This window comes from Nocardioides marmoraquaticus, assembly GCF_054777915.1.
Genome location: NZ_BAAHAA010000004.1, coordinates 190,134 through 212,608, shown reverse-complemented (window position 1 = coordinate 212,608; position 22,475 = coordinate 190,134). Strand labels below are relative to the sequence as shown.

Here is a 22,475-nt window from a genome sequence, read left to right as displayed (position 1 = left end):
CCGGTCGAGTTCGAGGACGAGCACTACCGGCACAGCCCCGCGCCCACTACCGTCAGCGCGTCACTTCAGAGCCTCTACTGAACCCGGCACGCGACAACGCTCCGCGTGACGATCCCGCACTGGTCACGCTCCGCGAGCCCATCATCACGCGGAGCGTGACCAGAATGGGATCCGGCTGTGGTCACGCTCGGCGTGACGATCCGGATCCTGAAGCCATACGCAGCCGCCGGTTCGCAGGCCCGACAGCGACGACCTGTAGATGACCACACGGATGGTTCCTTGCACTACCTGTCCGTCGCCATCAGGGCCCAATGGGCAGCTCACGGCCTACGCGTCGGCGTGGCATCACTCGGCACCTGGGCCGGTAACGAGCAAGCGGTCAGGTTGCCGCTGTTGACGGCGCTATCAAAGGTGGGCTAATCGGGGCTTGCGTCTTTCCAGACACGGCTTGCGGGGCGGTGGCGTTGCCGTTCGACTACAAGCCGGCGCAGCATCAGTCCCTGAGCGCAAGGGGTCCTGGGTGACGCACACAGAGCTGAGACCACGGTCTAGCCCGCCAACGAGAAAACTGCCGTTGCGTTGGAGTCCAAAAGAAACATCCGCCAAAGATGTCTGTGCCACCCCGCGTTCGTCACACCATCGGGCCGACAGGCACAACGGGAGTTCGAATGACTATGCCGGACACGTCCTCTATCGCCAGCGTGTGGGTCGCCGACAAGCCAGGCGGTGTGCCCCGTGTGCCCCATCAGGCCCGACCACAGGACCGGGGCACGGGCGCAGACGGTTCTACTGCGGCAAGTCTGGCGTCCTCCCGGTCAACAGGTCGGCAATGCCGCGTCCTTATTGTGGACGATGTTGCCGAGATGCGGGAACTGGTGCGGCTGCAGCTGACGATGCGGCCGAACGTGGTCGTCGTTGGAGAGGCTGAGACGGGAGATGCAGCCGTCAGCTTGGCCGCGCACCTACGTCCTGATCTGGTCATCCTGGACGTGTCGATGCCCGGGATGGACGGCCTGCAGGCACTGCCGCGCATCCGAACGGCCACGCCGTCGACCCGGGTGATGGTCATCTCGGCACACCACAACGAGGTCATGGAGGATCAGGCCCTCGAGGGCGGGGCGGTCGCGTACCTCGTCAAGCCGGTGCGGTCACGTCAGCTGCTTGCGATAGTTGACTATCTGACTGACGAGGAGACCTGACAGCCAGTCGGCGATCGCCAACGGTCACCTAGCGCACCGTGCCCGTCCCATGCGGGAGACGGCGTGACAGAATCGTAGTGTGGTGACCGACGCGAGCAACCAAGACGACATCCATGCGTTGGAGGAGAACCTCGCGCGCCTTGACAACAACCCCGTCATGGCCTCGTTCCCGCCCAGCTCTGTGTTCGCGTTCGACACACAGCTTCGCTTTCTCGGTCCGGCGACCGGTGGTGACGCGACTACTTTCACCCGTGGGGTGATCGCTGGCCGAACGATCGACGAAGTGTTCGACCCAGCTTGCCTGGCGAACGTCGAGCGACACTATCGGGCAGCGCTCGCCGGCGAGCGCGTCAGTCTCGTCGTGCCTTACCTGGGTCGGCACTATTCTCACCAGTTGACTCCTGTCGCGGGGACTGATGGCGAGACGGTGGCAGTGGTGGGCTTTTCCACCGACGTCACCGAGGCCCGTCGCGTGCAAGCAGAGCTCCGCCAGTCTGAGCAGCAGCTGCGTCTGACGGCGTACAACGCTCCGATCGGTCAAGCGATCGTCGACCTCGACGGGCACTGGCGAACTGTCAATCCCGCACTTGCCGCGCTGACCGGGTACACACCCGAACAGTTGCTCGGCATGACGTTCCAAGACATCACGCATCCCGACGATCTAGACCTCGACCTGGATCTGTTGCGACGGCTGCTTGAACGTGAGATCGACTCCTACCGCATGGAGAAGCGCTACTTTGACGCCGCCGGCGACATCATCTGGGTGTTGTTGTCGGTGGCCCTTGTGCGCGACGACGACGGCGACCCGCTGTACTTCGTCTCGCAGATACTTGACATCACGCGGCTGAAGCAGCACCAAGCAGCACTGCAGGACCTCACCGCGATGCTGGCTCACGACTTGCGCACACCCACCGCAGTGGTGGCCGGCTCTGCGGAGACGCTGTTGTCGGCGTGGGATGTCATTGGCGATGCAGAACGACGAGCGGGGTTGCAGCGCATTTCTGACGCAGCCGACAGGATGTGCGAGCTGCTCGACAACTCTTTGACCACCTCGGCCCTCGACGCCCGGGGGCTGCGCGTCCAGCCAGCTTGGGTCGATCTACGCCAGGTAGTCCGCGAGGCTCTCGACATGATCGACTTCCGCAACGTCATTGTCACGACCTCTGACGTAGGGGACCACCACGTGTGGATGGACCGCGGTCATCTTCAACGAGTACTGATTAATTTGTGCACGAACGCCAACAAATACGGCGGCGACCGGTTGACGCTGGCCTCAAGAGTCGTCGACGGCGCAGTCGAGCTATGGATCAGCGACAACGGACCGGGCATCTCGGCTGAGTTCGTGCCACGCATGTTCGAGCGGTTCACGCGTTCAGCTTCCGCCGTCGCGGGTGCGGAGCGTGGCAGCGGCCTCGGCCTGTACATCGTGCGCGACATCCTGACTCTCAACGCAGCCAACATCCAGTACCACGAGACCCCCGGTGGCGGTGCGACATTTCGTCTTCAGGTTCCGGCTAAGCCTATTGCGCCCAAGGACTAGTTCACCCGCGAATGCCTCGGTGTCGTTCGTCGCATGATTAGGCCGGCGCGGCGGGTGTCAGATGGACCGAGACCTCTGGTTTGGCCGAAGTCCCCATACGAACCCTGCCGACCAGAGGTTCTCGACGTCTCACGCGCACACCCCACTGACCGCTCTCGGCCGCACCCGGCGGCCCAGTCGATCGTCGAATGCGGATGGAGGAGCGTGATGCAGCGGTACGTAACACCCTTCGGCCAGTACGACCGCGTGGACTCGCCGATTCCGATGTCCTCGGCAATCTGCTCTAACAACACCCCCGACACACGGGTACGAGCCATAGCCATAGCCACAGCCAGAGCCACAGCCACAGCCACGACATCGTCGTGAACTGTCGGGGAAACGGAGCAGGCAAGGCAGACACCCTCCCCTCCGGCGCCGAGCACCAGAAGTCAGTTCCGCCCGCGACAGGGAAGGCAGCCGCCTGGGCGTGAGCCGGGACGCGGCTGGAGAGTTGCGTCAGCTGCGGCGCCGCGCCAAGCTGCTCGAGGCGGAACACGTCGTCCTGCGGCGGGTTGGGGCCTACATGTCGCAGGCACCCGAAAGCTCGGCGCCTCCTGAACCGACCAGGGCATGGCCGCGCTGGTTACCCGTAGGCAGCCGACAACGCCACAGCACCACGCTGTTCATCAGGGCCCCGGTTCGCCGGGGGCGAACGGCGAGTGAGGCACTGCTGCGTTCGCGGCGCCACTGGCCAGGGTTGCCCGACAAGCGTGCCTTGGGCGATTCCTCACTGGGTGGCGGGTCGGCTCGATACGGTGCGGGCGTGCGCGTAGACAGCTCCACCCAGGACGGCCGTGTGCGGCGCCGGCTGCTCAACATCGAGCGTGTGCTCGACGCGCTGTGCCAGCTCGGCGCCGATCAGCACGCCGACCTCGGGGTTGGCCAGATCGCCCAGAGCTCGGGCGTCTCGGTCAGGTCCATCAACCGCTTCTTCCCAAAGCGCGAACAACTGCTGGTCGCGGCGCTCCGACGACAAGACGAACGCAACGCTGACCTTTACGACCCGCCGGACGCCGACGGCGCCGACCTGCGAGACCGAGTTGTGTTGTACGTGGATCGGCGGCTGCACCTGCACCGGCAGATGGCTGCCGCCGTCTACGTGACCGCATCCGCTGACGCGTCTATGCACGAGCTGCGCTCGACCTGGCGCACCCACCACGCCCATACCGAGGGGCTGACCCGCGCCTTTTTCGCGCCCGAGCTCGAACGCATGAGCGTCGCGCACCGCGCACGAGCCCTGAGGATCATCGACCTGCTGTGCCAGCACGCCTCCGTCGACACGCTCCTGAAAGAGCAGGCTTTAGACGTCCACGAGGCCCGCGATGTTCTGCGATGCGCCGTCGGCGTCATTGTCGAGGACGCTCTGGCAGCCAGCCGGCCGTCTGAGCTCACCCCCTGACCCCGACGGCTCACCCCAACACCCGTCCCACCCATCGGACATACGGGGAGGAAGCGGCGCCGGCGCACGGCTGCACGCCCGGACGACCCGGACGTGTGCGGCGGGTCCGTCACGACCCGCTTGGGTCTACGTGTGGCGCATCCACGGAGAGCATGACTGATCGGAACTCTGCGGCAGTCACGGGTGCGGCCGCCACGACCTTGCCGCAAAAGTCGGACCCGTTGGACATGACCTAGACCCCGTCATCAGGACGCGCCACTGCGGTGGCCGCGGCTCGCATCTCGAACCGCGGCCACCTCCGTGCACCGAGCTGGGCCCCTGACCTGGGCACGTACCGCCGCCAGATCCACAACGCGACAGCCCACGCGACCAGGACGCGCCCGCGGGCTGGGGTTCACGGGGCCTGCAGCGTGCCAGCGTTGTGGTGCTCGACGAGCCGACGGGCCACCTCGGCTAGACGCGTGTTGGACGTCTGTGACAGTTTGGCGAGGAAGTCGAAGGCGCCCTTGTCGTCGAGCCGGTAGGTCACCATCAAGATTCCCATGGCCTGGCCGATGATGCTGCGAGTGTCCAGGGCCCTCTCCAGCTGAGAGATCTTCTGTGACGCCGCGACCGCCAGCGCGCTGCTGGCTGCGAGCGCCTGTGCGGTCGCGACGTCGCGACTGTTGAAGGCATCGGGCCGCATGGCGTAGAGGTTCAGGGCGCCGCTGTGCCGGTCGTGATCGAATAGCGGTAGGCACAGCATGCTGCGCACCCCAAGCGCCTCCAGCACCCGGTCGCGCCACCTCGGCCAGCGTGGGTCATCCGCGAGGTCGATGACCCTCACCATGCGGCCGTCCTCGGCCGACGTAACGCACGGTCCTTCACCCAGCTCTGTTTGCAACTCGTCACCGAGACGTGACACCTCATCAGACGTCGCAACCGTACGCACTTGAGCAGCGGTGGTCACGGTGATCCCCGCGCTCGAGCAGGTCGCCAGCACCTGTACACCGAGGTCGACCACGCCCTGCAGATCCGCGCTTGTCCACTCGTAACCCTTGCCATCGCGCAGCAGCGCATCGAGACGCTTGACCACCTCGTCCGACGCTTCGCCCACACCGTGATCCACGAAACCACATTCTAGTCAATCAGCGCACCCGCCCTTCGCGGTCCCGCCCCAAGTTCAGCTCGACGAGGGCCCGAGAGCCAGAACGTGGTCAGCGGCAATTCGGAGCCGCCGGGTGCCCGTGAGCATGACGCCTTAATTGCTCGCCGCGACCCGGCCCCCGGCGGAATCCGGCCCCAGCCGCGTAGTCCGACACCGGCCACGGCGAGTCCTCTCGCGAGGTCACGTCGCCGTCAGGTCCATCGACCTGCTCGTGGCCCCCCATCGCTAGGCCCGCTTGCGCTGCGCCGCGGCCGCTGGTCAATCACCACGCTTCCCGTCGACGGTCACCTTCAGGCAATCCCACCGGCTCGCGGTCGTTGGCGTCGCCGGGAACGTGTTGTCGCAGCCCCTAAATCATCGGTGATACCGACACACGGGGCCGAACGCCATGCTGAGCTACACCCCCCTGCCCGAGCTCATATGGTCGGTCCAGGCCGCCGAGCTGCTCGACGTCTCACAGCGGCTCGTCAAGGCTTGCAGTTGCACGGCGCACGCGTCGGCCGCGCTGGCCCCGCGGAAACCCTCACCCGGAGGGTGGACAGTTCGCCGATCCCCACCGGTAGCGCGCCGGTGAAGGATCCCGCACCGGCACGCTCCGCGAGCCCATGGCGCAACGGCTACGTCGAATCGTTCAACGCACGGGTCCGCGACGAATGCCTCAACATCAACACCTTCTGGTCCCTGGCCCAGGCCAGGGTCGTCATCGCCGACTGGAAGGTGGACTAAAACGCCCGTCGGCGGCACAGCTCCCTCGGCTACCAGCCCCAGCGGTCTACGCAGCTGGCTGCACCCACCGATGAACACCGACTCTCACAAGACCTGGATCACTTCTCGGGGTCCTGCCAGTACGTCTACACGGCAGGTGGCCTAGGCATGGCACTGCGGACGCCGCTTCCCAGTCGGCGTCCGCAGTCGTGGTGCTAGATCAGCCGTTCTCCGTCACCGTGGTGCCCGGGTGCCGCTGAGCGGTGCCCTTGGTGACGTACCGACCGCTGATCGCGGACCGGTAGGCCTTGCCCGAACCCTTGTTGCCGCCGGACTCCGCCACGGTCGTACGCGGGCTGCGCGTCGCCGTCGCCTTGGTGACGTACCGCCCGGTCCTCGCCGAACGGTAGGACTTCCCTGAACCTCGAGCCATGAGTTCCTCCTGGAACTCTCGTGCAGGAACTTCGTCGAGTAGTCTTCGCGCTGCTACCCGTGACGGCTCTTCGACTGGCTCCTGCTGGTTGGAGAGCCTCACCCTTTTGTGGGGCTCCATCACCTGGTCGTTGTTGACCAGGTGACGTCTCTGCATAAGTGCCGAAGCGCCGGTTACCCCCCGGACTTCTTCGGACTTCTTGCCACGTAGCGGCCAGAGGCCGCACTAGCCACGATCCGCCGCGACACATTGTTCGAGACGGTACGTCGAGCGGCCTTCGCCGATCGCGTTCCAAGCGAGCTGCGCTCCACCTGCGCCCTGATCTTCTTGCTTGTCACCCCAACCCCTTCTGCTGAAGACCCTCACGCGCACGCGCGAGCATCCGCTCCACCGCCTTGGTGGATACCCCCAAGACACGTGCGATGTCGGGCTGCGTGTAGCCCTCCGCCGTCATGAACATGGCCTTGCGAACCCGGGGGTCGGTGATCTGGGCCATGGCTTGCGAGCACACGATCGAAGCAATCACGCGGCGATCGACAGGCTGAGTGTGCTCGGTGTGGAAGTCCATCTCGAGGACATCGTCGGTGAAGCCGTGGAGCCAGTCGGCGTCGACATCGGCCAGGAAGTCCCGGTAGATGTTCGGGAACTGGAAGATGCACTGGCCGATGAAGAAGGTCCTCAGCGAGGCGCCCTTCGTCGGGTCCCAGCGCCGGCGCATAAGCACCTTGTCCCGGAAATACTTGAGGGCCATCGCCACCGTGAAGTTGGCGAGGCCCTCGATCTCTTGCTGGGTGAAGTCCCGATCCAGGACCACCAGCCCGAAGCCCCTCTGCTTGCATCGCTCGAAGATGATCTTCTGCGCGATCCAGCTCTTCATCACCGCGTAGCCATACTTGGCCAGCTCGTTGGCGAAGTAGTCGTAGAGGTCGCCCTCGTACCTCGCCAACGCCAGCGCCGTCACCAGGTCCACGTCTCCTTGGAGCCGGTCGACGTTGTCCGCAAGGTCCTGGTGGTCGCCCAGCCAGTCCTCCGGCACCCAGCCGCTCTGAGGCCGTTGTAGTGGCTCGCCGGCGTAGCCGGGCTCTCCCGGCTCGCGCTCCGGCCTCGCAGCCATCCGTCTCTCCTCATCGGGCAACGGCAGCTCGCAAGCTCCCTGTCGTTCCCCTCTTAAGTGTCGCCAGAGCCGTTTCCCCCCGAACTTTCTCGAGGTTCTTCTAAGGCGGCTCTGACCTGCACCTTTAGTGTGCGCGCCGCTACTGACAGTCCGACAGGTCTACTCGGCGCGTCGCCTGCTCAGAGGTGACGGCCGGCGGGGTGACAGCCTTGACGACGCGACAGTAGGAATTGCCCGCGGCGAGAGTGGTTGCATGACTGAATTGCGCGGTGAGGAGAAAGTGGTCGCGGCCACGATCGCGGCGACGCTGGGCCTGAGGGTCGAGCAGCACGACGACGGTAGCCGCCCGGGCATGCACGATCTCAACATCTTGACCGCAGACGGTGGTCCGGGTGCCGTCGAGGTGACAGCAGCCGCTGACCCAGACAGCATCCAACTGTGGAAGCTGGTCAACGGGCGGGATGAGCGGTGGACTATTCCAGGCCTGCAAGGCGGCTGGATGCTGCATCTGCAGCCCACCGCTCGTGCCAAACGCCTGCTCAGGGAGCTGCCCGCCTTCCTTCAGGAGTTGGAAGGCCAGGGGATCACCGAGATTCCGACCCAACGACGGCGGCACGAGGTGCCGGAGTCTATCGAGGGGCGCGCACGGGTCCTCGGCATCGTCAGCGGAAATCAATCCGGCACCGACTTCCCCGGCTCGATCTACCTGACAATCGAGCGATCATCCGAGCGGACCGGTGGCGTGGTTGACAGCACCGGCAGTGCCGTGCCGGGCTGGGTCCGTGACTTTCTGCTGGATCCACACCAGAGCGACGTCTTGGGCAAGCTGGGACGCTCCGGGGCGAGCGAGCGACACGCGTTCATTCTGGTTCCGGGCTTCTCGATTGCGCCCTTTGGCGTCGTGGACATGCTTTGGAGAGACGAGGACGGCGTAGTACCGACAAGGTCACCTCACCTACCTGACCAGGTGACACACGTATGGCTGATGGCGTTCTGGGCCGTGGGGAGTGGGCTGCGCTGGTCGCCAGACCGGGGCTGGGAGCGTTTCGAGCGCCAATTTCACATCAAGGACTGACCTTGCCAATTCCTTGCCGTTCCACGATCCCGCACCGGGTCGCTCCGCGAGCCGGTGCGCGAGCCCGACCAAGAATGGCTATTTCGCAAGACGGCGCGCCAACTTCAGCGCCTCGCTGGCTTCGGCGTGAGGGCTGAGGCGCGAAACGAGCATCCACACGAACACGACAAGCGGTGCGAGGAGCATCGCCACAGCAAGGACGGCGACAGCGGCGTCGTAGGCCGCCGAATCCTCGCCAGCAACCGAACCGACGACCGCACCGAGGATGGAACCGGGGCAACAGATGATCAGGAACGCGAGGAAGGCGGCACCAGCAATCGGCATGCCCGCAGGTACACGCTGAGGCGCAGGCAAGACCGGGTTCGCGTTCAGCCGCGCGTGTTCGATGTGGGCACGGTGCTCGGGACTGGTGGCACGAACGTCGTTGAAGCACGGGTGTTTGGGCCACGGCCGCCCAAGCGCATCGAACCAGACCTTCGAGCCCGACTTGTTCTTCCAGAAGTAGACGCGCGCTCCGCAGATTGGGCAGGTGGCGTTCGGTTCCAGAGGCATTGGGTGTACCCAGACCTGCGCGACGGGACGCGGGCTCCGCGAACCCCGCCCACCGCTGCTCCAAGGACCCCCGCCCGAGCCGCGACTCACTGTGTGCGGCTGCACGTAGTGGTAGCCACCGTTCGGGCTGCGCCGGTAGTGGCCACGACGGTAGTGAGCCAAGTCGGTAGTCCTTTCAGTGGTGCGGCAATGCGACCGCATCAGTATCAGCGAGGACGCGGGAGCGTCACCGGTCTTCTCCCGATCTCCACTAGCCTGACTCGATCAAGCGCGGCGCCGGGCCGCGATGACTTCCGCCTGATATCGGTCGACCTCGCTCGACCAGCCGTGTTGGTAACGGCCGGTGGCCCCGTCCGCTGAGATATCCCGTGGAGAGGCAGGGCTGCGAGGAACGCCGACACCTACCTCGACGTCATCGCCCAGTAGCGCCGAACTCGTGAGGGTTCCGCGCGGCGGCTCGGCGGGGCGGCCGGCCGCCGGAGGCCGCCGCAGGCTTCCGGGCAGGCCGAGGACCCCTCAGGCCCCGGGCGCGGCTCACAACGCCGCTGAGCGCGCCGGAAACCCCCTCTCGGGGCCGGATCGGGTGCGTGCGCACGCCGCGGTTGTGTCAGCGGCATTCTGAGCGGAGTTGCCGTATTGCTCGGGCGGGCGTGGTGATGCCAGGCCTGGTGGGAGAATCGCGTGATGGTCGACGACGCTGAGGCCGGCATCGAGCCTGTCATCGAGCCCGGTTCGCCGCGGCGGTGGTGGGTGACGCGGCGACGTCGCAGTGGCGGCCGCCGTGCGGGTCGCGGGGCTGGTCTCGGGGCTGGTCTCGGGGCTGGTCTCGGCGTCGGGCACGGTCGACCGGAAGCGTGCTCGTTCGAGACCCCGTCGGGCAGTACGCCAGCACACGCTCGTGCGCTCGAGATCACCCGTCGGCTCGCGCGGCGAGCGGCGATGCCGGCGCCGGCGGTGGTGGTCGTCGCGAGCATCGGTCCCCGGCCACGGAGCCGAGGTCGGCAGCGCGGGGCCCTGGGTCAGCTGGGCCTGACCACGGCGATGCCGCGCCGCGATCCGGTGATCACGCTCGCGGCCGCGGCGTTCGACGTCGACGACGTCGACATGCTCGATCACCTGGTGGCCCACGAGCTGGGCCACGTCGCCTACCTCCGCTCCTGGGCCGGTCGCCGCTATCAGCGCGCGGTTCTGATCGGCCTGGTCATCCTCGGCCTGGGTCTGCTCGCGTGGTTCACGGGCGCCGTGGCGCAGGTCTCCACCGGCACCAACCCCTGGCCCTGGGCCGCCCTGGTGTGGCCGACCGCGGGCGTGCTGAGCCTGGCGCTGCTGGCGGTGCGGCGCCGACAAGAGCTCGCCGCCGACGACTTCGCGATTCGCCTCGCCCCCAACCTGGCTGCCGCCGGCGCGCTGTTCGAGCTCGAGGAGGGCGCCGGTGTGCTCGCGGAGTCACGGGCTTTCTCCCGGCTGCTCGCGCCGCATCCGCCTCCTCGGGCGCGTCTGGCACGGATGAGGAGGCAGCTCGCCCGCGCCGCATGAGCCGCGTCAGCGGGAAGCAGGCTTGGTTACCGGTCGTGGTCGTGGTCGTCGTCGACGAACTCGCCGGTTTCGGTGTCGACGGTGCGCCCGTCGACCACCGTCAGCCGCGGCGGTGCGGGTGGTGCGGCCCGCCGGGCGCGGCGGGGACGCTCGGCCGCGTCGAGGTCCTCGACGTAGCGGTCCTCGCGCTCGCGGCGCTGGGCCTGACTGGTGGCCTTCACGAAGCGGCTCCGGCCCGGCCAGGGCTGGTGCCCCTCCTCGCAGTGGTTGCGCAGCCGGAGCCGCATCCGGTCGACGAAGGCCGGGAGCGCGTAGCGGTGCCAATCCTCGAGCGGGTCGCTGCTCAACGCGAGCGCGGCACGACGTCGCTGGTCAGCGAGTACGGCGATCTCGCGGACCAGGTGCGGGTGGTGGGTCCAGCAGGGCGGCACGGTGCCGGCGAGGTCCCAGCTGTGCTCGTGGTTGAGCCAGAGCACGAACTCATCCAGCCAGGCCCACAGCTGGTTGCGCAGCTCGGGGTCGACACACGTGGCCGGATCCCACGGCCTGGGCAGCTGTGACGGTGGCCCGATCGCCTCCTTCTGCTCGGCGGTGCCGTTGACGGCCAGGTGCAGCTCTCGGTAGGCGACGTGCACCCGCTGCCCGGGACGTGGGAACGCGCGGACCATCGGCGCCGGCTGCTGGCCAGCGGCCTCGGGCTCGTTGCTGGCCATCAGTCACGCCTCCGGCGGTCGTCGCGACCCGACGGCGCACCGGCGGGGTCATCCCACTCCGACGTGGTGTACCAAGAACCGTGCCCGCGACGACTCGACGCGGCCTCCGTGGTCTCGCAGTGCCCGGGTTGGTCGGCCGCCGGCGCCGCCGAGTCGGCGCCCACCCGGGGGGCGGGGTCGCGGTCGAGTGTCGTGAGCCCGTGTCGCCGGGCCTCGACGAGCGCCGCGGTGGTGCGGGCTTCTGGGGTGATGACCATGCGCCGCCGGCTGGTGATCTGCTCGCGCAGCGTGCGCTGTTCGGCGAGGAGCTGGGCGCCAGCTCTGCCGTCGACGCAGCGGTGGAGTCGGGCGATGATCGGCTTGCCGTTCTCGGCGATGACTAGGGCGTGGCGCTCGGGGAGCTGGCGGACCTCCTCGGGTCGCAGGATCGGAATGTCCTCCCCGGAGACGGTGCGGCCGCCGCCGTGGTAGCCGCCGGTCTGCCAGCTGGTCCGCGAGACCCGGACGGTGCCGAGCAGGTCGCTGACTTCCTGGTTGAAGGCGACGTCCTTGGAGCCGCCGAACATCAGCAGCACGTTGGTCAGGCCGAGGACCGCGCGGGCCTCCTGCTCTCCGAAGATCGAGGTGAGCTGGGCGCGGGTCTGGGCGGCGTAGATGAAGCTGAGGCCCAGGGCGCGTTCGTTGGCCATCCGGGTGCGCAGGGTGGGCAGCGGGGCGGTCGAGGGTAGCTCGTCGAGGCAGGCCAGCAGCGGCGGGCAGAGCCGGCCGCCGTACGGGGAGGAGTTGGCCAGCGCGAGGCCGGTGTCGAGGACCTGCTCGGCCACCGCGGTCATCAGCGGGGAGGCGGAGGCGTAGGGGTCTTCGCGGCCCAGCAGATAGATCGTGCCGCGGCGGCGGATCACCTCGGTCAGGTTCGTGGCCGGCCGGCCGGGGCCGGGGATGCAGCGGTTGCGGATCTCGGCCTGGAAGAACAGCGACATGGCCTGCTGCACCGTGGTGGTGGTGTTGCCGGCGGTCCGGTCGTCGCCGTGCAGCGCGCCCTGGAGCAGGCCGTGCCAGAACGGGGCGGCGTGGGGGTGCTCGCGCAGGATCTCGGCGGGGTCGGTGGTGGCCATCGGGTTCGCCACCCAGCGCAGCACGTCCTCCAGGGTGCGGCCGGTCAACGCTGCGGCGTGGAAGTAGGACTGCAAGACCTTCGCGGCCTCGGCGGCGTAGAAGCGCGCGGAGTCGTCGCCGGCGCCGCCGTGGATCGCACCCTTGACGGTGCCGGCGCAGAAAGCTTTCGCCCGCCGCTCCGCGACCATCGGGTCGACACAGCCCTCGATCGGATCCCACACCAGCTCGCTGGCGACCCGCACCGAGCTCGTCGACGTCGACGAGCTGGTCGACGAGCTGCGGGTGGGCGGGTCGAGCAGACCCTCGGTGAGCCCGAACGGGTCGAGCACCACACAGGGCCGACCGCCGGCCGCTCGCGCGGTGAGGCTGAGCAGCAGGTCCTCGGTCTTGGTCAGCGTCACCAGCGCGGCTCCGGGGGCTTCCAGGAGCGCCGGGGTGAGGAGGTCGAGGGTCTTGCCGCTTCCCTGGGGTCCGATCACTCCCGAGGTTCGGTCCCAGGGCACCCACAGCTCGCCGCCGCGTGGCTCGTGGGCGGTCCCGATGCGCCAGCCGACGTCGCGGGGGTCCATCCCCAGCCGCGGCCGGCGTCGACGCCGGGTAGTCGGGTCCGGGCTCGTGGATCGGGCGCGGGTGCTCATCGGGCCTTCCTCTCGCCTCGGTCGCCTCGGTCGCCTCGTTCTCCTCGGCCGCCGCGCTGGAGCAGGCCGGTGCGTTCGGGGAGGAACCTCGCACTGAGGCCGCGTCCGAGCGCGGCCGCGCCGGCTTCGCTCTGCGCGTCAGCGCCGGCGCTCCTCACGATCTGCGGGTCCTGTCCGGCCCGTGGGCCGGCGTGCTTTCCGTACAGGTCCGGCCGCACGATCGAGGACACCTTGCGCAGCCTGGTCAGGCCGAGCATCTGCTCGGCCTCGACGCGAGTGGCCATGCCCTTGAGCCGGCCAGGTCCCCAGCGGCGTAGCGCCCAGATCGCGACCCACCCTGCCCCGATCAGCAGCAGCAGCTCAACGACGCCGATCCCGGTCCACACCAGGCCCGGCGAGGCCAACCCATCAGCGGTGTCGGCGGCGCCGGCGGCACCGGCGGCACCGGCGGTCTGGGTGGGGAGGCCTGCTGAGGCGTCGCCGCCGGCGACGGCGGGGATGGTCCGCCAGAAGGTGGCCTGGTCGACCGGCCAGGTCCAGCCCGCGCCGGCGAGCAGGTTGGCCAGGCTGCGGCCCAGCTGAACCCCGACCGCGAGGGCGAGCACCAGCAGCACGCACACCAGCAGCGGAATCTCCCACGTCCACGGGTAGGGGTCGTGGCGGCGGGCTCGTTGCAGTTGGGGCTGCGTCGAGGACTGCATCATGATCAGCGCTCCAGGTCCGGGTCGGGTGGACAGTCGGGTGGACAGTGGTGTGGGCAGTGGGGTGGGCAGGGGCTCTCACCTAGGACAAGGCGGACGAGGGGGTCCTGGCGATCACCGCGACGGCACCGATTTCTCGTGCGACGTCGAGAAGTAGTCGGTGGGCTCATCGGGTGTCCCGGGCGTTGTCCTCGAGCCACTGGCTCGGGTCGACGTTGTCGGCGCCGTAGATGCTGCCGTTCTTCAAGTGCACCTCGAAGTGCAGGTGACAGCCGGACACGTTCCCGTCTAGCGGGCTGTCGCCGCCCACCTCGCCGATCTGCTGGCCGGCGCGGACCTGGTCGCCGGCGTCGACGGTCAGGGTGTGCATGTGGGCATACCAGGTGGTCAGCGAGCTCGGACCGATGGTGACCTTGACCAGCCACCGCCCGGCCCACGACTGGCTCCGGTCGATCTCGATGGTGCCGGCGTGTGCGGCGACCACCGGGGTCCCGCAGGGGACGGAGAAGTCCGTGCCCGTGTGCCAGTTGGACCAGTAGGACCCGGACTCGTGCCAGTTGTGGGCGTCGGCGGCCGCCATCTGCGGGGGCACCGGGTAGACGACGTCGCTGGCCCCGAGGCCGGTGCCGGCGTTGCCGTGGACCGAGACGTGGACGTGGTCCATGTGCAAGTTGGTGGGGTCGGTGGCGCCCGAGGGGTGGGTGTAGGGCCGCCAGCCCTCCCCGTCGCGGGCTACCGACCAGATCTTCGCCCGCCAGATCACGTAGGTGACGCCGAGCTCCTTGGCGTGCTCACGGACCCAGTTGGCGATGCGGGTGCCCTCGGCCTCGCCGCCGGGGGTGTTCCAGGCGTTGATCATCACGTCGACGGCTCGCCCTGCGGGATGGTCCGAGCCCGGGTTGGCCGCGCGGTCGCCGACGCCGCCGTAGCTGTGGGCGCCGAACTCGGCGTCGACGCAGCGCAGCACCAGCAGCGCGTCGGGGGTCAGGCCCTCCTCGGCTGGGGAGCCGGTCGGTGGGCAGCTGGTGTCGCCGCCGCCGATGCTGGCGGTGACCAGCGGGTGGTCGCTGATCTTCTGCTGCTTGACCTCGTTGTCGACCTCGGCGCTGGTGAAGGTGGCGTTCGCGCCGAAGATGTGGTCGATGGGCGCACCGCGGGTGGGCGGCTTGCAGGGGTCGCTTGAGCCGCCGAAGGCGTTCGCGAGCAGCGGGGTGAGCTGGCAGTGCGCCCGGCTGGGGCCGTCGCCGCCGTCGTTGAAGTCGCCGACGATGAACACCGGCTGCCCGGACCCGACCAGCGGCTCCAGTTCGGCGGCCTGACGGCGGAGCGCTTCCTTGCGGTGCTGCAGCGCGGGACCGTTGGCGTTGGCGGGGTTGTGGATCGACCAGACCCAGATGCTCTGCCCGTCGACGCGGCTGGTCAGCTGGACCAGCGGCATCCCGACGTTGTGGCCGCCGAAGTACGGGATGGGCACGAGTCGGGCGTTGGTCATCTCCCAGGTCGAGGGGTCCCAGGCGACCACGTTCTGCTTGCCGCTGCGGGGGTAGACCTCCCAGGTGGTGTCGTTGGCCAGGGCCTTCTGTTGGGGTGGGTGGACCTCCTGCAGGCCGGCGACGGTGGCGCCGCTGGCGCGTAGCGCCCGAAGTGCCTTGGGGAGCCGGACGTCCCAGGTGGCGAACCCTGCTCGCTCCTTGCCGCCGCCGGCCTGGTTGTCGGCGTGGCCGGCGCCGAGGAGGTTGAGGGTGCCGATCGTGTAGGCCACGTCGCCCTCGGGCTCGCAGTCCTCGCGGGCGGCGGCCGCGTCGGTGGCGTCGAGGATGTTCAGCGGGGTGCCAAGGTCGCCGCCGGTGAGGACTGCGGCGATCTCCTGGGCGGCGGTCTCCCACTGCGCGTAGGCGTCGGGGTAGCCGGAGCGCTGCACTGCCTGGGCGGCCTCGGCGAGCGGCATCAGGGCCCAGCCGGGGATGTCGAGCAGGCCGGGGTTGCTGGTGTGGTCGGCGCGGCCGAAGAAGGCCCGGGTGGCCAGCCGCGGGTTGGTGACTTGGTCGTGGCTGCCCCAGCCGGTGGAGGGACGCTGTTGGAACAACCCGGCGGAGTCGCGGTCGCCGCCGTCGAGGTTGGCCAGCTTCGACTCCTGGATCGCGGTGGCGATCGCGATCTCGAGGGCGCGGCGTGGCAGGTCGAGCTCGTCGAGTGCGACCTGGCCGATGGCGATCGCGTTGTCGGCCTGCTCGGCGCTCATGGTCGGGTAGTCGGAGGAGAACTTGATCTCCATCAGCCGGCGTCGCACCTCGTCGCTGGCGACGTCGCCCCTCTGGTCCATCTGACGGTCGCCGGCGGCGGCGGTGAGGGTCGTGGAGTCGCCGTTGCTGCTGGCCCCGCTGAGACCGCCGACCTCGAGGTCGGCGGCGATGAGCTTGTGGTCGCTGTTGAGGTTGCGGGTCCACTGCCGGGTCGGGGTGGCGACCGAGGACTGGTAGAAGAGGTAGTCGATGATCCCGCCGCCGTCGTGGGTCGACTCCTTCCCGAGCTGGTCGAAGGTGGCCTTCATCCCGATCGCGCCGAGCATCTTGCGCGGGCCCCACGGGTCGTTGGCGGTGTACTGGGAGTTGAAGTCGCCGCCGATGAAGACCGGGCCCTGGGCCGAGAGCCGGGTGACGAGGTCTTGGACCTTCTCCAGGCCGGCGCGGTAGAGCCGCTGCCGTTCGGGCTTGTTGGGGCCGTACTTGGCCGGGTTGATCATGTGGTGCAGCGAGATCATCGAGACCTGGCCGAGCCCGCCGTCGCCGTTCTCGGAGTCGACGCCGGTGCTCCGCAGGGTCACCCAGGTCGCGCCGCGGTCGTAGTCCCATTTCTGCGGGCCGCGGGCCACCATCTCGACGCGGCCGGCGTCGACCTTGGCCCACCTGTCGGTGCGCCACATGACGACGCTGCCGTCGGCGCCGCGGTTGGGGGCGCGGTAGAGCTGGTAGCCGGGGCGCTTGAGTTCGCGGTTGGAGCGGCGGCCGACCTCGTTGAGGGAGACCAGGTCCGGGCCGAGCCCGATCGTCTGGTCGAGGTCGGCGTTGAACGCGGCCAGCGGGAGGCTGACCTTGATGTTGGCCTGGGCGACGCGGACGGTGCCCTCGCCGGCGAACGGGACCGTCGGGGTACCGGTGCGCTGCTGTTGGAGGCAGTCGGCGGCCGCGGTGGAGAAGGTGACCATCATGACGGCCACGAACAGGGGCGCCATCATCAAGAACGCCAGGATCGGTCCGCCGATCCACGCCGCCTTCTTCACCTGTTCACACCCGCCTCGGACCGTTACGGTCGTCTCGTCGCCTCATCGCCCAGTCGCCATCCAGTCGCTCGATGCGCGGGCGCTCAGGCGGCGTCCTCGATGGCCTCGTTGGTGTAGGTGAGCTCCATCTCGACCGGGTGCAGGACGGTCTGGACCTTGTAGGCGGACTCGCCGACCAGCCACAGCGCGCGGCCCTTGCCCTGCATGGCCCAGCCGGTGACGAGGTCCTGGGCCATCGGCCCGAGGCCGAGCATGGTGTCGAGCTCGCGGGCGACACCGACCTTCTGGCCGTGCAGGATCTTCACGTCGGCCAGGTGCAGCAGGTCCTTGGCGATGGTGGTGGCCTGGGAGCCGACGTCGCCGGCGGAGAGCAGGTCGCTGGGCTTGTGGGCGACGGCGAACTGGATGTCACCGCCCCGGCCGGCGACACCGCGCGAGAGGCGCAGGTCGGCGTCGAAGGACTTCACGGCCTCCGGCCCGAGCCGAAGCTGGCGCCAGGACTCGTCGCGGACCACGATCCGCTGGTCGCCGGGAGCGGCGATCTCGCGCATCCCGCGTCCCCAGCTGTTCAGACACAGCAGCGCGATCCCGACCGCCTCGTCGCCGAGCGGCTCGAGACGGGACAGGCTGAGGGACTGGATCGGGGCGGTCCAGTCGACGTCGACGGTGGTGTGGTCGTCGAAGAGGCCGGCCAGGGTGCCTGAGACGAGCTGGCCGAGCGCGTCGCGCAGCAGCCGGGTCTCGTCGAGGAAGTGGCGGGTGGAGGCGTAGCGGCAGCGGGCGACCAGGTCCTCGGTGGGGTTGTCGAGCAGGTGCCAGACCTGCGGGATGGTGGTCTCGGCGAGCTCGGTCTGCCCGTGGGCGTACCCGGTGAGGGTCTCCAGGGCGGCCTTGACGACCTCGGCCTCGGTGGGGCCGAACGGCACCCGGTGTTCCCCGATCCGCATCGAGCCGACCAGGCCCCGGACCAGGGTGAGCCAGCGGGCGAAGATGATCGCTGCCCGCCGTTGGGCCTCGGCGGCGTCGAGCTGGTCCCAGCCCTGACCGAGAGGGCCCTTGGCGAGCGGGTTGATCCGCGCCGGCAGGCCGTGGCCGATGGAGAACGGCTCGACCCCGTAGGCGCGGCACAGCCGCTCGTACTCGTCCTTGGGGTCGCCCAGGATCAGCACCCGGTAGCCGAACTCGAGCATCCGGTTGCAGAACGCCTTGGTGGTCGCGGACTTGCCCAGGCCGGGCTTGCCGAAGGAGAAGATGTTGGGGTTGGTCACCGGGAGGTCCTCGCGGAGCACCCAGCCCAGCGGGTCGGCGTAGAACGAGCCGCCGGAGAGCTGGTCGATGCCCATCTGGGCGCCGGTGGGCGGCAGCCCGGGCGCGGAGATGAAGGGCCACAGCACCGGGGCCTGATCCGAGGTCATCCGCCAGGTCGAAACCGGCGCGGCCGCCGGGGACCAGCCGCGGCCCGACTTGCGGGCGCCGCGGCGCGCGACGTAGCGGAACAGGCGGGGGTCCTTGACCCGCGGTGCCGGGACGGGGGCTGCGGGCAGGTCGTGCCCGAAGTCGGCGAGCAGCCGGTTCATGTCCCGTCCGCCGCGTGCGCGACCGCGGCGAGGGCTGGTGCTGCGGGAGGTGCTGCGGGAGGTGTCGGTAGCCATCAGGCGTCTCCCTTCCGGGTGAGGCTGACGCCGAGCGGCACCGCGGAGGCGGCGAACCCGGCGTCCTGGGCGAGGTCGAGGCGCAGCGGAGCGAAGCCGGCGCGGCGGACCGCGGCGTCGAGGCGGCGACCGAACTCGGTGACCCGCGCGGTCTTGGGGACGGTCACGGTGCACACCGCGTACGGGCGGGTCATCGAGTTGCCGCGAGCGAGCTTGTAGTCCATGCCGTGGGCCTTCGCGGCCTCCTCGCGCTGCTTGGCCCTCATTCGGACACCGGCCTTGGCACGCAACGCGGAGCCGAGGTCGGCGGCCCACTCGGAGTTGGCGGTCTGCCGGTCGGCCGTCGACTGGCGCAGGATCGGGTAGGCGACCATGAACGAGCGCCGCTCCCCCGGCTCCCCGGGGGTCAGGACCGGCGCGAGCGCACCCATCGCGGCGCCCTTGTCGGGCAGCTTGATCGTCGAGCTGATCGAGTTCCACGCATCGTGGCTGTAGTGCCTCACCACCGGATCGGCACCCGAGGGACCGGCCATCGCCCACGGCACCTCGGCGTTCACGGTCGGGTCCTTCTCGGCGGCCGCGAGGGCGTCGATGATGCCGACCCGGTCCGAGGGAGCGAACCCGGTACGACAGGCCAGCGCCAGCTGGGGCGAGGTGAGCCACGAGACCGCGGTCATCGCCATCCCGCCGCGCAGCTGGGCCTCGACCTCGCCCATCAGCAGGTAGAGGGTGCGGGCCCGGCCCTCGAACCCGCCGCCGGACTCCTTGGCCTCCTTGGCGATGCGGGTCTCGGGGACCACGATCGTCACGAACGCTTCGGTCCGCACCGAGGCCTGGGTCAGACCGCGGGCCAGGTCCTCGTTGATCTGGGTGGCCAGCGCGGGGGCGTTGGCGCGGCGGTGCCGCTGCACCCACAGGTCACGTTCGGCGCCGTCCTCCGGCACGGTGCGCACGGTGAACAGGACCTCGTCGATAAGCTCGGTGCGGGCCGCCAGGTCGAGCAGGTCGGTGAGCCCCTGCCCGAGCCGGGCGCGCTCGTCGGACTCGGCCATCCCGATGCCGGGGTGCACGATCGCGGCGGTGACCGCCCAGGTCTTGGTGGCGTGGTTCTGGATCACCGCGACCCGGGCCAGCGCCGGGCCGTGCGGTGGGCCGTCGTGGATCTGGACGCCTTGCAGCACCCCGGGCAGGTCGGCGGCCGCGAGGTCCTCCGCAGCGCCGGCGGCTGCCCGGGAGCCGAAGCTGGTCCACCGCATCAGCCCGCCCAGGGCGTAGGCGATCGAGGCGGCCAGCCATCCGGTGGCCGAGCGGCCGCGGACCGGGACGACGGTGATCACGAAGATCAGCGACCACAGCACCAGCAGCAGGCCGGCCGAGAGCCAGGCGTTCTCCTTAACCGACCACAGCACCGGCATGACGCCGATCGCCAGGACGGCCAGCTGGGGGCCGGAGAGGCCGAAGAACCAGCCGATCTTGTCTCGTGAGTAGTCGGTGTACGTGGTGGCCATCACCAGGCCTCCTTCTCGATCAGGTCTCGGTCGCGGTCGTCGTCGTGGGCGTTGTCGGGGTCGTTGTCGGGGTTGTCGGGGTGCGACGGGCTAGCCGCCTGAGCTCGCAGCGCGAGCCGGGCGGGCCGATGGAGCGGGGTCAGACGGGCACGGGCGGTACGCCGCCGGCGGCTGCTGCGCCACCACCACCAGCTGCGCCGCCGCTGGTGCCGCCCGCTCCCCCGCCGCCGGGACCGCCCTTGGGCGCTCCGGCCGGGGCTCCGTGGCCGCCCTGGTCGCCCTGACTGCCCTGGCCTCCGCCGGGTCCGGCGGCCGGGCCGCCGGGGCCCGCGCCGACCGTGGCCGGGTTGGGGACCAGGGTCGAGGGGTCCGGACCGCCGGGGTAGCCGCCCTGCCCGGCGTCGCCGGGATCGCCCTGCCCGTTCGAGCCTCCGCCGGTGCCGTCCTGGCCGCCGCCGGGGGTCCCTTCGCCGGTCGGGCGCTGGGGCTGACCGCCCTGGCTGCCCTGCCCGTCGCGGTTGTTGCGGATGCCGGAGAAGTCGGGCTGGTAGCCGTTGTGGCCCACACCCATCTGCTGGGTCTCGTCCGCACCGATCGCGGCGCCCTTCGCGCCGATGTTGGCGACCATGCCGGCGCCGGCGCCGAGCGCGGCCCCGACCGGGCCGAGCGCGCTCATCGCGCCCGCCACCCCCTTGGTGAACCGAGAGCTGGTGTCCTCCTCGGCACCGGACTCCCCGGACGAGCGGCCGCTGGAGTCGGTCTGCGAGGCCACGTTCGATCCCGAGCCGCCGCCGGCGCTGGCGCCGCCCCCGCTCAGGAGGCCCTGGACGCCGCCCACGCCGGCGAGCCCGGCGCGGACCGAGGCGCCCGAGGGGGTGCCGGGGTCGACGAACGCCAACAACTTGAACAACGCCAGCGGGGCGACACAGCTGATGCAGATCAGCACCACCGCGGGCAGCGCGGTGCCGATCGCCTGCTGGGTGGTGTCGGTCAGGCCACTGGCCACGCCGGTGGCCAGCTGCACGCCTATCCCGAGGACCAGCACCATGATCACCGGGGTCAGCGCGGCCGCGTGGAACCACCGCAACGACTTCCAGAACCACGAGCGCCCGGCGTCGGAGACCAGGCCGGCGGCGGAGATGGCGCCGGTGGCGGCGAGCACGATCAGCGCTGCGGCGCGGGTCAGCAGCACCAGCAGGTGGCCGATCGCGGCGATCCACAGCACCATGCCGAGCAGGCCGAGGACGGTGGCGACCGTGGCGTCGGTGACGTCGTCGGAGGAGAAGTCGGACCAGGGGTCCCACTCGGGCCAGGAGTCGACGCCGAGCAGGGCCTTCATCAGCGCGCGGGTGAGGCCGCCGCAGGCGGTCACGACGATGACGCAGTAGCCGATCCAGGCAGACCACACCACGACGAACTGGCCGGTGCCGATCAGCATCGTGGCCAGGCTCTTGCCGTCGCGTCGGAACGCCGCGATCGCCAGCTGGATGAACGCCATGATCAGCACCAGGGCGCCGCCGATCCACAGCGTGTAGGCGTAGACATTGCGGCCCGGTCCGTCCTCGGAGAGGTCGGGGGTCAGGAAGCTGTCGGCGAAGTTCAGGACTACCTTGAGCACAAACAGGCCGGCGTTCCAAACCGCCAGCATCGCCGCGGTCCACGCGTCAGCGGCCGCCTTCGCGATCGCCTCGCCGACCTGCTCGAGCGGGTTCTCGATCAGGTCGCCAGGGTCGGGAAGGTTGATGTCCGGGGTGACGGCGTCGACCACGCCGCCGGCGACGTCCTGGACGTCGCAGCGGATGTCCGGCCCGATGCACCCCCGCGCGAGGCCCGGACCGGCCAGCGCGGACGCCTTGCCCGAGAGGTTCGCGCTCGACGACATGGTCGTCGAGGCGAGCCCGGTCTGGACGGTCGAGCCGGCCGCGGCGGTGGAGGCGGGGGTGGCCACGCTCCCCGACGCGGGGGCGGTGCCCGCCAGAAGGGCGAGGACGGCCGCGGCCGCGACCAGGGCGACCGTCGTGACGACTCGACCGACCAGACCGGCGCTGGCGCCTGTGGTGGGGGCGGGGTGGCCGGTGAGGCCGCTCTCGGCCGGCTGCCGGGTGCTCGGGGTGGTGGACATGGCGTA

The 22,475-nt window shown here is 69.6% G+C and carries 16 protein-coding genes and 1 pseudogene; 6 read left to right on the top strand and 11 right to left on the bottom strand.

Annotated elements, in window-relative coordinates; all coding sequences use genetic code 11:
* Window positions 1–845 precede the first annotated feature (845 nt).
* The 3 genes from ACYU8I_RS04955 to ACYU8I_RS04945 all read left to right on the top strand — a co-directional run bounded on the left by ACYU8I_RS04955 (window position 846) and on the right by ACYU8I_RS04945 (window position 4,177).
* Complete coding sequence (locus ACYU8I_RS04955; protein WP_460838092.1) at window positions 846–1,199, top strand: response regulator transcription factor; 354 nt, start codon at window positions 846–848, stop codon at window positions 1,197–1,199.
* A gap of 79 nt (window positions 1,200–1,278) precedes the next feature.
* Window positions 1,279–2,739 (top strand): sensor histidine kinase, encoded by a 1,461-nt coding sequence (locus ACYU8I_RS04950; RefSeq protein WP_460838091.1) that lies wholly within the window; start codon window positions 1,279–1,281, stop codon window positions 2,737–2,739.
* Between the two features lie 802 nt (window positions 2,740–3,541).
* Window positions 3,542–4,177 carry a TetR/AcrR family transcriptional regulator gene (locus tag ACYU8I_RS04945; protein ID WP_460838089.1) on the top strand — a complete coding sequence of 212 codons (636 nt, stop codon included), beginning with the start codon at window positions 3,542–3,544 and terminating at the stop codon, window positions 4,175–4,177.
* Between the two features lie 394 nt (window positions 4,178–4,571).
* Here the strand turns inward: ACYU8I_RS04945 and ACYU8I_RS04940 are convergent, their stop codons facing one another.
* Window positions 4,572–5,285 carry a GAF and ANTAR domain-containing protein gene (locus tag ACYU8I_RS04940; protein ID WP_460838087.1) on the bottom strand — a complete coding sequence of 238 codons (714 nt, stop codon included), beginning with the start codon at window positions 5,283–5,285 and terminating at the stop codon, window positions 4,572–4,574.
* A gap of 642 nt (window positions 5,286–5,927) precedes the next feature.
* Between ACYU8I_RS04940 and ACYU8I_RS04935 the strand changes: the two are divergent.
* A pseudogene (locus ACYU8I_RS04935) lies at window positions 5,928–6,124 on the top strand (integrase core domain-containing protein); the annotation flags it as partial.
* Between the two features lie 125 nt (window positions 6,125–6,249).
* Here the strand turns inward: ACYU8I_RS04935 and ACYU8I_RS04930 are convergent.
* Together ACYU8I_RS04930 and ACYU8I_RS04925 are read right to left on the bottom strand one after the other, a co-directional pair.
* The gene (locus ACYU8I_RS04930; protein ID WP_460838085.1) at window positions 6,250–6,462 is read right to left on the bottom strand and encodes a hypothetical protein; all 213 of its coding nucleotides are present in this window, start codon (window positions 6,460–6,462) and stop codon (window positions 6,250–6,252) included.
* Between the two features lie 334 nt (window positions 6,463–6,796).
* Window positions 6,797–7,576: a sigma factor-like helix-turn-helix DNA-binding protein gene (locus ACYU8I_RS04925; protein ID WP_460838084.1), complete on the bottom strand. Its 780-nt coding sequence runs from the start codon at window positions 7,574–7,576 to the stop codon at window positions 6,797–6,799.
* A gap of 253 nt (window positions 7,577–7,829) precedes the next feature.
* Here ACYU8I_RS04925 and ACYU8I_RS04920 point away from each other — a divergent pair, with 253 nt between their 5' ends.
* Window positions 7,830–8,651 (top strand): hypothetical protein, encoded by an 822-nt coding sequence (locus ACYU8I_RS04920; protein ID WP_460838082.1) that lies wholly within the window; start codon window positions 7,830–7,832, stop codon window positions 8,649–8,651.
* Window positions 8,652–8,729: 78 nt separating this feature from the next.
* On the opposite strand, the gene ACYU8I_RS04915 is transcribed toward ACYU8I_RS04920, so the two are convergent.
* A complete protein-coding gene (locus ACYU8I_RS04915; RefSeq protein ID WP_460838081.1) occupies window positions 8,730–9,203 on the bottom strand; it encodes a hypothetical protein in 474 nt (157 codons plus the stop codon).
* Window positions 9,204–10,244: 1,041 nt separating this feature from the next.
* Between ACYU8I_RS04915 and ACYU8I_RS04910 the strand changes: the two genes are divergently transcribed.
* Complete coding sequence (locus ACYU8I_RS04910) at window positions 10,245–10,739, top strand: M48 family metalloprotease (protein ID WP_460838079.1); 495 nt, start codon at window positions 10,245–10,247, stop codon at window positions 10,737–10,739.
* Window positions 10,740–10,765: 26 nt separating this feature from the next.
* Here ACYU8I_RS04910 and ACYU8I_RS04905 read toward each other — a convergent pair whose 3' ends face one another.
* From ACYU8I_RS04905 to ACYU8I_RS04875, 7 genes are all read right to left on the bottom strand, one after another.
* Complete coding sequence (locus tag ACYU8I_RS04905; RefSeq protein WP_460838077.1) at window positions 10,766–11,452, bottom strand: hypothetical protein; 687 nt, start codon at window positions 11,450–11,452, stop codon at window positions 10,766–10,768.
* Entirely contained in the window at window positions 11,452–13,206 is a 1,755-nt protein-coding gene (locus tag ACYU8I_RS04900; RefSeq protein WP_460838075.1) for a type IV secretory system conjugative DNA transfer family protein, read from the bottom strand. The genes ACYU8I_RS04905 and ACYU8I_RS04900 overlap by 1 nt, the downstream gene beginning before the upstream one ends.
* Window positions 13,203–13,910, bottom strand: a complete 708-nt coding sequence (locus ACYU8I_RS04895) for a hypothetical protein (protein WP_460838073.1) — start codon at window positions 13,908–13,910, stop codon at window positions 13,203–13,205. The genes ACYU8I_RS04900 and ACYU8I_RS04895 overlap by 4 nt, the downstream gene beginning before the upstream one ends.
* Window positions 13,911–14,073: 163 nt before the next feature.
* Window positions 14,074–17,187, bottom strand: a complete 3,114-nt coding sequence (locus tag ACYU8I_RS04890; protein ID WP_460838072.1) for an endonuclease/exonuclease/phosphatase family protein — start codon at window positions 17,185–17,187, stop codon at window positions 14,074–14,076.
* An 83-nt stretch (window positions 17,188–17,270) separates the two neighbouring features.
* Window positions 17,271–18,839 (bottom strand): ATP-binding protein, encoded by a 1,569-nt coding sequence (locus ACYU8I_RS04885; RefSeq protein ID WP_460838070.1) that lies wholly within the window; start codon window positions 18,837–18,839, stop codon window positions 17,271–17,273.
* A complete protein-coding gene (locus tag ACYU8I_RS04880) occupies window positions 18,839–20,347 on the bottom strand; it encodes an SCO6880 family protein (protein WP_460838068.1) in 1,509 nt (502 codons plus the stop codon). Before ACYU8I_RS04880 ends, ACYU8I_RS04885 begins: the two co-directional genes overlap by 1 nt.
* A gap of 139 nt (window positions 20,348–20,486) precedes the next feature.
* The gene (locus ACYU8I_RS04875) at window positions 20,487–22,469 is read right to left on the bottom strand and encodes a hypothetical protein (RefSeq protein WP_460838066.1); all 1,983 of its coding nucleotides are present in this window, start codon (window positions 22,467–22,469) and stop codon (window positions 20,487–20,489) included.
* Window positions 22,470–22,475: the final 6 nt, after the last annotated feature.

What these genes read in the sequence shown, in the direction of transcription:
- ACYU8I_RS04895 (WP_460838073.1), bottom strand. Translation starts at nt 13,910, where the DNA reads ATGATGCAGTCCTCGACGCAGCCCCAACTGCAACGAGCCCGCCGCCAC.
- ACYU8I_RS04900 (WP_460838075.1), bottom strand. Translation starts at nt 13,206, where the DNA reads ATGAGCACCCGCGCCCGATCCACGAGCCCGGACCCGACTACCCGGCGT.
- ACYU8I_RS04875 (WP_460838066.1), bottom strand. Translation starts at nt 22,469, where the DNA reads ATGTCCACCACCCCGAGCACCCGGCAGCCGGCCGAGAGCGGCCTCACC.
- ACYU8I_RS04930 (WP_460838085.1), bottom strand. Translation starts at nt 6,462, where the DNA reads ATGGCTCGAGGTTCAGGGAAGTCCTACCGTTCGGCGAGGACCGGGCGG.
- ACYU8I_RS04920 (WP_460838082.1), top strand. Translation starts at nt 7,830, where the DNA reads ATGACTGAATTGCGCGGTGAGGAGAAAGTGGTCGCGGCCACGATCGCG.
- ACYU8I_RS04905 (WP_460838077.1), bottom strand. Translation starts at nt 11,452, where the DNA reads ATGGCCAGCAACGAGCCCGAGGCCGCTGGCCAGCAGCCGGCGCCGATG.
- ACYU8I_RS04880 (WP_460838068.1), bottom strand. Translation starts at nt 20,347, where the DNA reads ATGGCCACCACGTACACCGACTACTCACGAGACAAGATCGGCTGGTTC.
- ACYU8I_RS04915 (WP_460838081.1), bottom strand. Translation starts at nt 9,203, where the DNA reads ATGCCTCTGGAACCGAACGCCACCTGCCCAATCTGCGGAGCGCGCGTC.
- ACYU8I_RS04925 (WP_460838084.1), bottom strand. Translation starts at nt 7,576, where the DNA reads ATGGCTGCGAGGCCGGAGCGCGAGCCGGGAGAGCCCGGCTACGCCGGC.
- ACYU8I_RS04885 (WP_460838070.1), bottom strand. Translation starts at nt 18,839, where the DNA reads ATGGCTACCGACACCTCCCGCAGCACCTCCCGCAGCACCAGCCCTCGC.
- ACYU8I_RS04910 (WP_460838079.1), top strand. Translation starts at nt 10,245, where the DNA reads ATGCCGCGCCGCGATCCGGTGATCACGCTCGCGGCCGCGGCGTTCGAC.